The sequence below is a fragment of the Enterococcus sp. LJL128 genome, assembly GCF_056924295.1.
In genome coordinates, this window is the sequence record NZ_JBXPBP010000003.1 from 53,591 (window position 1) to 67,761 (window position 14,171).

The window sequence follows — 14,171 nt, forward strand, 5'->3', positions numbered from 1 at the left end:
AGAAAATAGCTCCTTGCGATTCTCATTATATGTTCAATTTATCTCCAAAGAAGCTACTTTTAGAACATCAGTTATCAGTATTGAATGGAAGATATCATATTATTATTATATTTTCTTTTTGTATATGAAATGCATAATTTAGAATAATATTCAATTTTCCAGGGTGTAAAATGCATAATTTTTCTTTTTTTTGAATAAAACTTATAAAAAACCATTGACTTACTGTGTTTCTGAAATTATAATGTGAAAAACATCTTTTTTTATGAGAAATGAAAGTGATGAGGTGAAAACGTATGAAAGTTTCAATCATTGGTGCAACAGGATATAGCGGCTTGGAATTGATTCGCTATCTTCATGCCCATCCTTATGCCGAGCTAGTATCTGTTCACAGCCGAACAGAGCGAAAGCCTATTGATGAGATACATCCCTATTTACAAGGTTTACTGTCGCTGCCTTTAGAGGCTATTGATCATGAACGTATAATGGCAATAAGTGATGTCGTTTTCCTTGCATTACCATCAGGCTTCTCCAAAGAACTGGCACTGCCATTTATCAAAAATGATTTTCCTGTTATCGATCTCTCTGGTGATTTCCGCTTGAGAGAAAGAGGTGCATATGAAAAATGGTACCACAGTGATGAAACACATTATCCTTGGATTCAAAAATTTGATTATGGTCTTTCTGAGTTTCGGACAGATTCGTCAAAAAAGTTTATTGCTAATCCGGGCTGCTATGCAACGGCGGCAGAGCTTTCGTTTGCTCCTCTGTTAAAAGAGCATCAGATCATTTTAGATTCTATTGTTATTGATGGAAAATCGGGTCTTTCAGGTGCCGGCAAAGCACTAGCGCCAACAAGTCATTTTGTTCAAGCAAATGAAAACATGAGTGTTTACAAGGTAAATACACATCAGCATATACCAGAAATTATTCAACAATTTCAACAATGGACGCCTAAGCTGAAAGCCATTCAATTTACAACATCGCTGATTCCGGTGACAAGAGGGATTTTTATGACAGCTTATGGAAAGCTAAAGGAAAAACAGACAATCAATCAACTGCTTGACTGTTATCAAACATGTTATAAGAATCATCCGTTTATTCGAATTCAGAAGAACAATGTTTTTCCAACACTAAAACAGGTAGTCGGCACCAATTTTTGCGATATTGGTCTGGCAGTAAATGAGGAAACAGATACAGTGACTATTGTCACAGCTATCGATAATTTAGGTAAAGGAGCAGCAGGTCAGGCTATTCAAAATATGAATTTACTGGCTGGTTTTCCAGAGACAGCCGGGCTGCTGCAGCTGCCAATCTATCCGTAGGGAGATATGAAAATGAAAAAGATTACTGGTACAATTGCTTCGCCCAAAGGGTTTTATGCAGACGGCGTACATAGTGGGCTTAAAAGAAAACGTAAGGATATTGGCTGGATTTACTCAGATACGCCTGCAACTGCTGCGGCAGTATTCACAACAAATGCGGTTAAGGCAGCACCTATTCAAGTTAGTAAACAGGCATTGGAAAATGGCGGACTTCAGGCTGTAATTGTCAATTCTGGAAATGCCAATGCATGTACAGGAAAAAAAGGGCTACAGCATGCTGAAGAGATGCAGCAGCTGGCTGCTGAAAAGCTTGGACTTTCTAAAAATCAAGTTGCAGTTGCTTCTACTGGTGTGATTGGTAAAGAGTTGGCAATGGATAAGGTAGCAACCGGAATTTCAGAGTTAAGTGTACTGGAAGGAACACCGGAGGCTTTTCATGAAGCAATTCTAACAACGGATACTAAAACAAAAGAGATTGTACTGGAAGCGCAGATAGAGGGCTACACTGTAAGGGTGGCTGGTGTTGCCAAAGGCTCAGGAATGATTCATCCGAATATGGCTACGATGCTGGCTTTTATTACAACAGATGGGGCAATCTCTAAGCTGCTGCTGCAAGATATGTTAAAAGAAATGACAGATTGTACGTTTAATCAAATTACTGTAGATGGAGATACATCTACAAATGATATGCTTCTAGTTCTGGCAAATGGTGCCTCAGGCATACCAGAGATCCAAAAGAATACTGAAGCCTGCCTGATTTTTAAAAACATGCTGCGACGGGTCATGGAGGAGCTGGCAAAGATGGTTGCTCAGGACGGGGAGGGGGCTACAAAACTGATTGAAGCTCAAGTTCAAAATGCTTCCAGTCGTTTAGCAGCCAGAATGATTGCAAAAAAAATTGTCGGTTCTTCTCTGGTAAAAACAGCAATGTTTGGAGCCGATCCTAACTGGGGGAGAATTATCTGTGCGATTGGTTATGCAGATTCTTCTATTGATCCTGAAAAGGTGGATATCAGTATCGGCAATCAGACAGTGCTGCTTGCAAGTCAGCCCCAACCGTTTGACGAAAAAGCAATGCAGGAAATTCTTTTACAGAAGAAGATTATAATTACGGTGAATCTTCACGATGGACAAAATGAGGGAACTGCCTGGGGTTGTGATTTGACCTATAAATATGTAGAAATAAATGCACTGTATCATACGTGAAGAAGGAGTATAACCATGGATAATTTAATTGTTATAAAAATAGGCGGAACAGCGAGTGATACACTGACCGAGAGTTTTTTTGAACAAATTCATTTTTGGCAGTCAGTGGGAAAGAAATTGATTATTATTCACGGCGGCGGTCATTACATATCTAGTATGATGACTCAGTTGAATGTGCCTGTCTGCCAAAAAAATGGGCTGCGGGTGACGACGGATGAGGTGCTGAAAATCAGTCAAATGGTACTAATTGGTCAAGTACAGCCCATGATTACTAGTCGTTTTCAACAGGAAGGACTGAGAGCTGTCGGACTGAATACTTCTAGTGCAAAAATCATTTTAGGGGAATATCTGGATAAAGAGCTGTTAGGACACGTAGGAAGAGTCACAAAAATTCAGACAACCTTGCTGGAAGATTTGCTGGATAAAGACTATATACCAGTTGTTGCTCCATTAGGGATGACAACCTCAGATAATTGGTTAAATATTAATGCAGATGAGTCAGCTTGCCATATCGCTTCGGCGCTTAATGCAGAGGCACTATATTTATTGACCGATGTTGCAGGGATTCTAAAGAGTGGAGACTTCCTTGAAGAAATCGCATTAACGGAGATTGATCAGTTAATTGAAGAAGAAACGATTACAGGGGGAATGATTCCTAAAGTAAAAAGCGCTGAAAAAGCGATTAGAAATGGAGTAAATACGGTTTATATTACCAATAGCATATTAAAAGCCGGAACGAGTATTTTAGGGAAGGAGCGTGTGCTATGACCCATTTGTTTCCTAATTATAAAAGACAGTCTATTGAATTTGTAGGGGGAGAAAAACAACATCTTTTTGATAAAGAAGGAAATGCTTATCTTGACTTAACCAGCGGCATTGGTGTGATGAACTTAGGCTATCATCATCCAGCGTTGAATACAGCCTTGCAGACACAGGCGGAGCAAATTTGGCATACGCCCAATCTCTATGAAAATAGCCTGCAAGAAGAGGTAGGAAAGCTGCTGGCAGACGGGGAAGACTATCTTTCCTATTTCTGTAATAGCGGAGCTGAGGCAAATGAAGCCGCTATAAAGCTAGCGAGAAAAGCTACTGGGAAAAAGAAAATAATTACTTTTTTACAATCTTTCCATGGACGAACCTTTGGCGCTTTAAGTGCTACTGGCCAAAAGTCAATTCATGAAGGCTATTATCCTCTGTTGCCCGAATTTGTTTATCTGCCGTATAATTCCATTGCTGATTTGAAAGAGGCACTATATGAAGAAACAGCAGCCGTCATGCTTGAGCTGATTCAAGGAGAGGGCGGTATTATCCCAGCTGAAAAAGAATGGATAGCAGAGGTTTCCCAGCTTTGTAGGGAAAAAGGTATTTTGTTAATAATTGATGAGGTTCAAACTGGAATTGGTAGAACCGGCAGTCTTTATGCCTTTCAGCAATGGGGCATTCAACCGGATATCTTTACCTTGGCAAAGGGGCTTGGCAATGGCTTTCCTGTTGGTGCAATGGTTGGAAAATCTACACTTGCTTCAGCATTTGGTCCAGGCAGTCACGGATCAACCTTTGGTGGAAATAAATTAGGCATGAGTGTAGCCAAAGAAGTACTGCAATGGACTCGCTCGCCTGAATTTTTATCAGAAGTTACTGAAAAGGGAAAAAAAGCAATTGAATACTTGAGCAGCCGATTGATTGATACAGAAAATGTTCGGGCAGTTAGAGGAAAAGGGTTAATGATTGGTATTGAATTAGCTAGCCCGGAATGTTTGGAGAAGGCAATAGCAAACCTGCTTGACGAAAAAATTGTTGTTTTGAAAGCAGGAAATAATGTCTTGCGGCTGCTGCCGCCGCTGACTATTACGCAGGAAGAGCTTGCTTTTGGCATTGAAAAAATCTGTCAGGTATTGGAGGAATTGGAGAATGAGTGAAGCCTTATATGGAAAAAGTATTTTAAATTTAACAGAATTAACAAAGGAAGACATTCATCAAATTATTCAGCTTGGAATAAAAATGAAGCAAGCACCATTGGACTATAAGGATACGCTGTCTGGAAAAATACTAGCAATGATTTTTGAAAAAAACAGCACACGTACACGTGTATCCTTTGAAGCCGGCATCATTCAATTAGGAGGTCAAGCGATTGTTCTAGACAGCAAATCTACTCAAATGGGCAGGGGAGAACCGGTTAAGGATACTGCTAAAGTCATGTCTGGATATGTTGATGGCATTATGATTCGGACATATTCTGATCAAATGGTTCAGGAACTGGCTGATGAAGCGGACATTCCAGTAATTAACGGGTTAACAGATAACCACCATCCCTGTCAGGTATTGGCTGACTTCATGACTATTTATGAAGTGAAAGGGAAGCTGACGGGGCTGAAACTGGCTTATATTGGCGACGGCAATAATATGGCTCACTCCTTTTTAATAGGAGGAAGTATCGCGGGAATGGATATTTCAATTGCTTCTCCTGACGGATATCAGCCCGAGCCGACCTTTATCTCACTTGCAGAAGAATACGCTAAAGTCTCAGGAAGTACAATTGTGGTGACTGAAAACCCTGCTGAGGCAGTCTTGGAAGCTGATATTATTGTTACAGACGTTTGGGCAAGTATGGGGGACGAAGAACAGCAGGAGGAACGGGTAAAGGCATTTCACAAGTATCAAGTGAACGAACAGCTAGTCCAACAGGCAAAAGCTGACTATATGTTCCTGCATTGTCTGCCAGCGCACAGAGAAGAAGAGGTGTCAGCGGATATCATAGATGGCAGTCATTCTTATATTTACCAGGAAGCAGAAAATAGACTACATGCACAAAAAGCACTGCTGGCTAATGTGATGAAAGAGACAAGTGTTATATAACATACAGCTGTTTTTATAAAAAATCAGATTGAGTTGCGTTCTCTAAAGGGAACCGCTCAATCTTTTTTCTAATATTTACTTAAATTGATTCGGATTAAATGAATTTTTATTTGTAGTTTTACATAGTTTCTAGTAGAATGAATGTGTATGAATAGAAAGAAAAGAGGTGTAGATACATGGGTTTTACAGATGAAACAGTACGTTTTGACTTTGATGAAAGTCGGAAAAAAGAAGTGAGTGAGACTCTAGCTACCGTATATCGGGCTTTAGAAGAGAAAGGTTATAATCCTATCAATCAGATTGTAGGGTATTTGCTTTCTGGAGACCCGGCCTACATTCCTCGTTATCAGGATGCGCGGAACTTAATTCGACGTCATGAACGGGATGAAATTATGGAAGAGCTTGTAAAGCACTACTTGTCAAGCTATGGTATTAACCTTCAATGAGAGTAATGGGACTTGATGTGGGCTCAAAGACAGTCGGAGTGGCAGTCAGTGATTTGCTGGGCTGGACAGCTCAAGGCGTGGAAATCATCCGAATCAATGAAGCTGAAGGACAATTCGGTTTTGAGCGTTTAGGCGAGCTAATTAAAGAATATGAAGTGTCTAAAGTAGTCGTAGGACTGCCTAAGAACATGAATAATTCAATTGGTCCTAGAGCAGAAGCTTCTATGGCTTATGGTAAGCAAATAGAGGAGCTGTTTCAGCTTCCTGTTGTCTATCAGGATGAACGCTTGACAACGGTTCAGGCAGAACGCATGCTTGTTGAACAAGCAAACGCTTCTAGAGCAAAACGAAAGAAAGTAATAGATAAAGTTGCTGCTGTGATGATTTTGCAGAATTACTTAGATGGTGCGGGCAAGAACAACTAATGCAGTGTACGAAATTACTAATAGAGAAGGCAGTTGTAAAATACTGGTATGCCAGCTAAAAAGCAGCTGTCAAATTTTTTAGAGAAGCTGTCAATGATAAAAAAGTATAGCAGCTTTCTCAATAAAGAAAGGGAGATAATGATGACAGAACATAACCACGAAGGACATGAGCATATCACATTAGTAGATGAGCAAGGAAATGAAACGCTATATGAAATCCTGCTGACTGTTGATGGTCAGGAAGAATTTGGTAAAAACTACGTTCTTTTATATCCAGCAGGAGTACCTGAAGATGAAGATGTTGAGCTTCAAGCATATGCTTACATTGAAAATGATGGAGGAACAGAAGGCGAGCTGCAGCAAATTGAAACAGACGCTGAATGGGATATGATTGAAGAAGTCTTCAATACCTTCATGAGTGAAGAAGAAGGTAACTAATATAAGAGCTAAGCCCTTGGTACATAAGGACTTAGCTTTTTCTTTATCTTCAAGGTACTGAGGGAAAATTAAGCAAATCAAAACAGGCGCTGAAAGGGATATGATTGAAGAAGTTTTTATTCAATTCATAGATGAAACAGAATAGTTTTTTTATCGAAGAAGTTATTTTTAGCCCGCGTTTTTTACAAATTTAGGTATACTAAAAATCTGGGATTTTTCTGTCCCAGACTTTTAATATATTTTTTATGTTGTATAGCCGCCGCAAATACCGACATAAGCATCAAATGTAGCCTTATTGTTTTTCCAATCCATAATTTTGATGTCTTGTGCTTTACCTGTTTTATGTGCAGTTACTTGGTTATAAACAGAACGTAGTACACTCCACTCTGTTTGAGTTAGTAACTTCATTTTGGTTCCACAAACATAAAACACACCTGTACCATATAAAATTGCAAATTCTGTCATATCATCTTCTCCCTTCATATCTTCTACATCATTTTCACTAGAATCTATGGCTTCTAGTTTACCTGGATTCTGTTGCATTATTGCATTGTAAGTAGATACCAGCATTCCTAGATAATGTTGATATCCGCTTTCTGCATAATCTCCAGAAGCCCCTCCAACTCTGAATAGGCCTTTACAAAAAGATTCAATCGTCGTTGTTCCTTCCACATTGTACAGCCCATTACGTTTTGACAAAACAAATGCATAAGCTTTGAAAAAATCATTTAAAGTTGGAAAGTGAACATAGTAGCCTCCTTCGTTAGCTGGGCGCGCAGACCCACGACTCATACTTATACCAAGGTCACTTGGTGCGCTAAATGGTTCAGAAATACCACTCCAGTTATTGTCTTTACTGCCAGCTATTGAGGTATTTGGATCCCCCCAATGGCTTTCAATGAACATCTGAGCAATTAAAAAACTTGGCTTTAGATTATATTTTTTTGTAGCATCAATGACTAAGCGAATATTGTCTTGTGAGATACTATATCCAGCATTTGTTAGTGGCCCTTTTGAGTATTGGCCGCTACCACCATTTGATTCTCCACCTACTGTTGAAATCCATTGATCTAGATTTAAAATATCCGTAATAGGATCTTCTCCAACATTCTTCTTCACAGGAAACCCCGCCCAGTTAGCTTGCCAGCTATCAGAGCCGATTTTTACCCAAACGTGTCCATAGCCGCCACCACCATTTCTATTAACTGCAATGTTAAGCGTACCAGAACCGACGTTTGCAATTCCTTCTGAAGCGTAGGTAACTGGGATATCTTTTGCATTTCCACGCGCAGCATATGGATTTGGTGCGCCAACAAATTCAAGAATGTTCTTAATTAAGCTAACACATTGTCCATTTAATCCGGCATTAGATTTATCGACCGTTATTTGACCGATAAGACTATCAAGAAAACTTTTTACTTCTCCAATTGTTTTTGCCATAAGTTTTCCTTTCTTTACTTTTTTGTAAGATCTTACAACGTTAGTATAGCGAATATAAGTGCTTTCTAACTGTCAACTTACTGTCATTTTTCTCCCTATAAAAATTGACCAGCTATTGATAAAGCTGCTGACGGCATTAAGGAGTTTGTAGTCAATAATAATGAGTTCTTTCTATTTAGAGAAGAAAAGGAATGACTGTGAAAAATTTATAAGAGCGCATAATTCGTAGATATAAAAAATGACTAACAATTAAATGTACCGATGTACCAACCCCAAAAAGTTAGAACTGAAAATCTAACTTTTGGAGGTTTTTTAGTATGGCAAAATATAGTTTTGATTTTAAGTTAAAAGTAGTCCATGAATATCTGGATCAAAAGCGAGGGATAAACTTTCTCGCAAAAAAATATGGGTTTAAAAGTAATAGTCAAATAGGAAGATGGATCAATGCTTATAATGAATTTGGTAAGGAAGGACTACTCCGTAGTCGAAAAAATAGGAATTATTCTGTTCAATTTAAGTTAGATGCGATAGAGTTGTATTTAACAACAGAGCTGTCCTATCGAGAAGTAGCCAATTGTCTGAAAATTAACAATCCGCCTTTAATTGCCAGTTGGCTTAGAACCTATCGGAAACAGGGGATAGATGGACTCTCTAAACAGAAAGGACGTCCACCTACAATGACTAAGAAGAAACGAAATGAAACCCAGTCATTACCAAGTGAACAATCTCAATTAGAGAAACTAGAAAAAGAAAACAGAATGTTGAAAATTGAGAATGCCTATTTAAAAGAATTGAGGAGGCTACGTTTAGAGGACGAACGAAAAATGAACGAATCGCACGAATCATTCACAGCCTCCGAGGACACTATCAATTAAAAGATATTCTGGAAGCCTTAAGGTTTCCCAAAGCTACTTACATGTATTGGCAAAAACGATTAAACAGAAGTAATCCAACAAAAAGGATGGAAGAAGAAATTCAAGCGATTCGTAAGGAGCATAAACATTATGGCTATAGAAGAATGACGCAAGAATTGAGACGACGTGGATTTCAAGTAAATAAAAAGAAAGTGCAGCGATTAATTCAAAAGCTACAGTTACAAGTCAATGCTTTCACTAAGAAATCAAGGAAATACAATTCATATAAAGGAACCGTTGGTAAGGTCGCTAGAAACTTGATTCATCGACGATTCAACACCTCTGTTCCTCATCAAAAAATCACGACAGATACAACTGAATTTAAATATTTTGAAGCGGATAAAACAGGCATTCTTCGCCCGAAAAAACTATATTTAGATCCATTTATGGATATGTATAACAGTGAAATTCTAAGCTACAGCCTTTCTACTCAACCAAATGGTAAAACAGTTATGGCAGGGCTAGAAGAAGCCATTTTCCAAACAAATGATTGTCCCTATCGTCGCACCTTCCACTCTGATCAAGGTTGGGCTTATCAAATGAACACCTATATACAAACCTTAAAGGATAACCGTATCTTTCAAAGTATGTCTCGGAAAGGAACCTGTTTAGATAATTCTCCTATGGAGAATTTCTTCAGTATTCTAAAGCAAGAAATGTATTATGGAAAAGTCTATCAAAGCCAAAATGAGTTAAGATAAGTCGTTCATAAGTATATTTATTATTACAATCATTATAGAATCAAAGAAAAACTTAACTGGAAAAGCCCAGTAGAGTTTCGACGTTTCAATCAAAAAACTGCATAAAAAATAGAGTGGAAAAATCCACTCTATAAAAAGTCTAACTTTTGGGGGGCACTACAACATCAAAAAGTATAGAGCCTTCATTTCACTGATGTTTTAGGTATAGAATGTTATTTTCTAACTAGATCTGCTTTTTTTGTAAAGACACCCAATTTTCTTAGAAGCAGCAGTAGATAATTAGTAGATAGTAATCTAGGTGCTAGTTTACTGTTTAGAACGGTAAGGATGAAGGAACCAATTAGTAATAAAGTAAATTTAAGCGGCCAACTTGGCAACCAATTTCTAAAAAATATTCTTAGTATAAATTCAATGATAAGGTGCCAATAATACAAATCTAGAGAATGAGTTGAAAACCATTTGACAATGTCATTTTGTCTAAAGATTGCTGTAAATTTAGATGTTAGTAAAAATAATAATAAAAAAGAACATAATAGACCATAAGATAAATAATAAACATTTGGCGGGTACTTAAACTTATTTACCCATTCAAAGTTCTGATAAAAAGCTGAAATTAAAAATATAACAACACACAGTTCAAAAACCCAAAACAATTGTTCTCTTCTTAATTTGACTGCAAGCATCCCGAAAGCGGCGACAATCAGATAACCAAAAGGAATAACTATAAAGTTATGATAATGTGGACTAATACTCTCAGGGAAAAATTGTTGAAAGCGGATAACACTTTGCTGAAAGAGTAGTAGGAAAGTCAACAAGGTCAACTGTATGCTTAGATACTTTACTTTAGACAAAATAATGTAACTAATGGGAAAGAACAGTGAAATAACAATAAAAACACGAAATATCCAAACAAAGCCAAAACCTGATTCAAGTTGAAATGATGATATCATTGTTTCAACAGAGAAAGGATAAGTTATTCTTGTAATAAAAGTAGAAACAAAGAAAAATAGATAGAAAATTACCAAGAAATTCCAAGTAGGAATTAGAAGACGTGATAAGCGTTTTATTACATAAGATCCATACTTATCCACTCCTTTTTCTCGACTATATGAGTAAGACATGCCCATTACAAAAACCATTAATGAGACGTCAAAAGTACGAAGGTTCCCCAAAAGTGTAGGAGGAGATGAATGTCCCAGAAGAATAAGTATAATTGCTAAAAATCGAAGCACATCAATTCGAGTATCACGTGTTGCTTTATTCAAATTTTAAACCCTCTTTTTCATTTATTTTAAATCCCCAAAATAACATTACTATATTTTGAGCAGTTTAGCAATGTTACAAATACAGTTAAAAAATGAAAAAACGGAAACCTATTATCGATAGATTTCCGTCAAAGTACTAAATTTTAGATGCCTAGAAGTGGTCCTGGATTAACAAAACCTGACCAGATTCCAGTAGCAATTGCAAAATGTAGATGGACACCAGTAGAATTACCAGTTGTTCCCATAAAACCAACCTGTTGTCCAAGTGTAACAGTCTGTCCTTGGCTTACTGTATAGCTGCTTAGGTGAGCGTAGTAAGAATAATAACCATCTCCATGGTTGACAATCACATAGTTTCCAGACATACCGTCATATCCGGCAACTTCAACTGTTCCAGATTTAACTGCCATAATCACTGTGCTTGAGCTTCCGCCAAAATCGATGCCATCATGGAAATTTCCGGAAATACCTGTAGGATCTTCACGATAGCCATAGCCGCTGGTAACTATTACGCTACTTACCGGCAGTCCCCAGCCGCTATTTGAAGCAGGAGGTGTAGAAGTGTCCTCTGTATCTGTCGGCAGTGACGTATCAGGCACAGAAGGAGTAGCTTCAGCTTCTGCTTCAGCAGTAGGAGCTTGCTGATTTTCCTCAGACTTGGCAGCAGCTTCAGCTTCGGCTGCTGCTTGAGCGGCCTGCTGTTCTTTTGCCTGTTTTTCAGCCAATGCTTGAGCTTCCGCCATTTTTTGTTTGCGCTCTTCAAGTGCTTTTAATTCTGCTTGTTTTTGCTTTTCAGCTTCTTCTTTTTGCTTTTCAAACTGCTCTTTTTCAGCAGTTTCTTTGGCTAAGCTTGCAGCTATTTCATTTAATTTAATATTTTGGTCCAGTTTAGCTTGCGCTAACCCTTCTTCTTTTTCAGATAGCTCAGCAGTTTTAGCTTCAAGCGCGGCTGCTTTTTCAACCAGCGTATCTTTTTTACTGTTTAAATTTTCTTTGTCTTGCTTTTGTGCTTGAATAATATCATTATTTGCACTAACAATTGTATTTACAGCTAAGACTTTGGAAATTGCATCAGAAATAGAAGTAGCATTCAGCATTACAGAAAGAATAGACGTATCCTGTCCGGTTTGTGTTGCCCGCGCCTGTGCATCCAGCTGGTCATTTCTTTTAGCAATCTTAGTTTCAAGATTAGTAATCTCGGTATTTAATGTATTGATTTCCTGTTCAGTGCTTTGTTTTTCTGCTAGAACAGCATTATATTCTTCTTCTAATGCAGTAATCTCAGCATCCAGCGTTGCCAGATATTCATTTGCTTCCTTTTGAGTGGTTACTATTTCGCTGATTTTCTGATTTTTTGCTTCAATCTGATCATCAATTGTTTCTGCTAATGCCGCAACTGGTGCAGTGCCTAGTAATAGGGCAAAGGAAAGGGTCAAAATAATCTTTTTCTTCAAGTTATAGTCCTCACTTTTTTCGATATATGCTAAATAATAGCTTTGCTTTAATTGATATAACTAATGAAATCATTAAAAGCAATTAAGTAAAACTCCTTTATCAGTATACCCTAAATTAGAAAAAAATAGTTGTGATTTACTGTTTTTTAATAATAACGCAAACTGAAGACATAATTGTAACATAAAAAGCGGTTAAGATAATCAGTGTATGGAGCTGGAATGAAAAGCAATCTTACTCTGGTCTTTGAACGGGTGGAAACGATGCTTCTCAATTATGCTTCTAATTCTCATCTGTTTGTTTTTCAGAATAGATTTTCAAAAAAGATAAGAACTCTGCTTCTTCTTCGATTAACAGTTCTGCTGCTGTCTGAAGCAGTTGAAATTTAGTTTCATCTTTAGCTAGTTGATTAATTACAGGCAAGAGCTGTATACGGTAGCTAGGATCCTTTTCAATAAAGTAGTCTGTTGCTTCTTCTCCAATTAATGCAAAAACTTCAGTATTTTTTTTTTCGTAAACATAATCAAATGCCGTCGGAAATAGGTTCTTTGCTGTTGCGAGTATGTCTAAATCTTCTTCATAAGAGATGCTTTTCTGTTGAAGTGTGGTAATTAATTTGTGCAGCTGATCGTCAGAAAGCTTGATTGAAGGGTTAATATCTACTAATAGGCTTAGGACATACTCGGTGAAGGTGCCGTATTTAATCCAGGAAACAGTCGTATTTCCTAGAATAGCTATTTTTTCTAAACGTTCTCTTTTAGGAAGATTATTTCCTTTTTCCCAGTTATTGACTGTACTTGCACTGGAATTCCCTACTAATTTTGCAAAAGCTGCCATTGAATAGCGATGCTTTTTTCGTATACTTTTGATTCTTTCACCTGCAGCAAACAGATTTGTTGTCAAATGATTTCCTCCTTATATAGGGTTCTTTATTTAATATACCACAATTATTCTTATTTTTCATTTTGAGGTTCATAAATCTCATATTGAATAATTTAGTTTACTATGATATAATTTTTTTACCGAAATATATTCAATTGTTTGTGTGTATCCTTACTCATCGTGAGAAGTGCAAGTACTTTTAGAAGTGGAATTACCGAAATATATGCAAATTAGGAGGGAAGCATGAAAAAAATAAAATTGATGGAAAAAAGAAATGAGCAGAAAATCTCCCGGTTTTTAAATGAACTATCCCATAATCATTCTATAAATGAATATGAAGCGGCAATTTTTGATACATATTCTAATGAATATGAACGAATGGTTAGTCTGATTTTTAGTGCTCATATATTATATAAAGGCTTCGATTACGCATGCTGTTTATATAAGAAAACCGCTAAGGAAGAATATCAAAAAATCTATCAGATAGTTAATAGAAAAGTTGATAACGAAGCACTAAAAAAAGATATTTTAGAGAGCTTAGTTAAAAAATATAACAGACTTCTAAAAAATGCACCTTCTCAAGCTAAAAAAAATTACGGATTTGAAATTTTTTATGGAGTAACTGGAGGTTTTAGAAAAAAATATAAGTACAATAGAAGAAGAATTGAACAGATGTATCAGGAAATTGAGTCAGCACCAGCAAGTTTGGCTGACGGTATTTTTTCATCTTTTTTTAGTAAAATCTGCAGATTTTCTATGTATCAAAAGAAACGATTTTCAGGTTTTTTAAAGTTTCACAGCTAAAGAAGTCAATTCATTTCATT

At 37.1% G+C, this 14,171-nt stretch carries 16 protein-coding genes; 12 read left to right on the forward strand and 4 right to left on the reverse strand.

Annotated elements, in window-relative coordinates; all coding sequences use genetic code 11:
* Positions 1-293 precede the first annotated feature (293 nt).
* The 8 genes from argC (at position 294) to AC1Z3K_RS05510 (ending at position 6,693) form a co-directional block, all read left to right on the forward strand.
* Entirely contained in the window at positions 294-1,322 is a 1,029-nt protein-coding gene (gene argC, locus AC1Z3K_RS05475; protein ID WP_461732093.1) for an N-acetyl-gamma-glutamyl-phosphate reductase, read from the forward strand.
* Positions 1,323-1,334: 12 nt separating this feature from the next.
* Positions 1,335-2,528 (forward strand): bifunctional glutamate N-acetyltransferase/amino-acid acetyltransferase ArgJ, encoded by a 1,194-nt coding sequence (gene argJ / locus AC1Z3K_RS05480; protein WP_426084710.1) that lies wholly within the window; start codon positions 1,335-1,337, stop codon positions 2,526-2,528.
* Between the two features lie 15 nt (positions 2,529-2,543).
* A complete protein-coding gene (gene argB / locus AC1Z3K_RS05485) occupies positions 2,544-3,296 on the forward strand; it encodes an acetylglutamate kinase (protein ID WP_461732094.1) in 753 nt (250 codons plus the stop codon).
* Positions 3,293-4,447 carry an acetylornithine transaminase gene (locus AC1Z3K_RS05490; RefSeq protein ID WP_461732095.1) on the forward strand — a complete coding sequence of 385 codons (1,155 nt, stop codon included), beginning with the start codon at positions 3,293-3,295 and terminating at the stop codon, positions 4,445-4,447. Before argB ends, AC1Z3K_RS05490 begins: the two co-directional genes overlap by 4 nt.
* A complete protein-coding gene (gene argF / locus AC1Z3K_RS05495; RefSeq protein WP_426084713.1) occupies positions 4,440-5,384 on the forward strand; it encodes an ornithine carbamoyltransferase in 945 nt (314 codons plus the stop codon). The genes AC1Z3K_RS05490 and argF overlap by 8 nt, the downstream gene beginning before the upstream one ends.
* A gap of 176 nt (positions 5,385-5,560) precedes the next feature.
* Positions 5,561-5,830, forward strand: a complete 270-nt coding sequence (locus AC1Z3K_RS05500; protein WP_426084714.1) for an IreB family regulatory phosphoprotein — start codon at positions 5,561-5,563, stop codon at positions 5,828-5,830.
* A complete protein-coding gene (ruvX, locus tag AC1Z3K_RS05505) occupies positions 5,827-6,255 on the forward strand; it encodes a Holliday junction resolvase RuvX (protein ID WP_426084715.1) in 429 nt (142 codons plus the stop codon). Before AC1Z3K_RS05500 ends, ruvX begins: the two co-directional genes overlap by 4 nt.
* A 141-nt stretch (positions 6,256-6,396) precedes the next feature.
* Positions 6,397-6,693, forward strand: a complete 297-nt coding sequence (locus tag AC1Z3K_RS05510) for a DUF1292 domain-containing protein (protein ID WP_461732096.1) — start codon at positions 6,397-6,399, stop codon at positions 6,691-6,693.
* Positions 6,694-6,936: 243 nt separating this feature from the next.
* Here AC1Z3K_RS05510 and AC1Z3K_RS05515 read toward each other — a convergent pair whose 3' ends face one another.
* Positions 6,937-8,133 carry a glucosaminidase domain-containing protein gene (locus AC1Z3K_RS05515; protein WP_461732097.1) on the reverse strand — a complete coding sequence of 399 codons (1,197 nt, stop codon included), beginning with the start codon at positions 8,131-8,133 and terminating at the stop codon, positions 6,937-6,939.
* Between the two features lie 317 nt (positions 8,134-8,450).
* Here AC1Z3K_RS05515 and AC1Z3K_RS05520 point away from each other — a divergent pair, with 317 nt between their 5' ends.
* Genes AC1Z3K_RS05520 through AC1Z3K_RS05530 form a run of 3 tightly spaced genes read left to right on the forward strand, consistent with a single transcriptional unit; the run spans position 8,451 to position 9,853 of the window.
* A complete protein-coding gene (locus AC1Z3K_RS05520) occupies positions 8,451-9,008 on the forward strand; it encodes a transposase (protein WP_461732098.1) in 558 nt (185 codons plus the stop codon).
* Entirely contained in the window at positions 8,978-9,748 is a 771-nt protein-coding gene (locus tag AC1Z3K_RS05525) for an IS3 family transposase (RefSeq protein ID WP_461732223.1), read from the forward strand. The genes AC1Z3K_RS05520 and AC1Z3K_RS05525 overlap by 31 nt, the downstream gene beginning before the upstream one ends.
* A 15-nt stretch (positions 9,749-9,763) precedes the next feature.
* The gene (locus tag AC1Z3K_RS05530; protein ID WP_483541495.1) at positions 9,764-9,853 is read left to right on the forward strand and encodes a hypothetical protein; all 90 of its coding nucleotides are present in this window, start codon (positions 9,764-9,766) and stop codon (positions 9,851-9,853) included.
* A gap of 107 nt (positions 9,854-9,960) precedes the next feature.
* Here AC1Z3K_RS05530 and AC1Z3K_RS05535 read toward each other — a convergent pair whose 3' ends face one another.
* The 3 genes from AC1Z3K_RS05535 to AC1Z3K_RS05545 form a co-directional block, all read right to left on the reverse strand.
* On the reverse strand, positions 9,961-11,013 hold the full coding sequence (locus tag AC1Z3K_RS05535) for an acyltransferase family protein (RefSeq protein WP_461732099.1): 1,053 nt from the start codon (positions 11,011-11,013) through the stop codon (positions 9,961-9,963).
* 143 nt (positions 11,014-11,156) lie between these two features.
* Complete coding sequence (locus AC1Z3K_RS05540) at positions 11,157-12,467, reverse strand: murein hydrolase activator EnvC family protein (RefSeq protein ID WP_461732100.1); 1,311 nt, start codon at positions 12,465-12,467, stop codon at positions 11,157-11,159.
* 280 nt (positions 12,468-12,747) lie between these two features.
* Entirely contained in the window at positions 12,748-13,368 is a 621-nt protein-coding gene (locus AC1Z3K_RS05545; RefSeq protein ID WP_461732101.1) for a helix-turn-helix domain-containing protein, read from the reverse strand.
* Between the two features lie 222 nt (positions 13,369-13,590).
* Here AC1Z3K_RS05545 and AC1Z3K_RS05550 point away from each other — a divergent pair, with 222 nt between their 5' ends.
* Positions 13,591-14,151 (forward strand): hypothetical protein, encoded by a 561-nt coding sequence (locus AC1Z3K_RS05550; protein ID WP_461732102.1) that lies wholly within the window; start codon positions 13,591-13,593, stop codon positions 14,149-14,151.
* Positions 14,152-14,171: the final 20 nt, after the last annotated feature.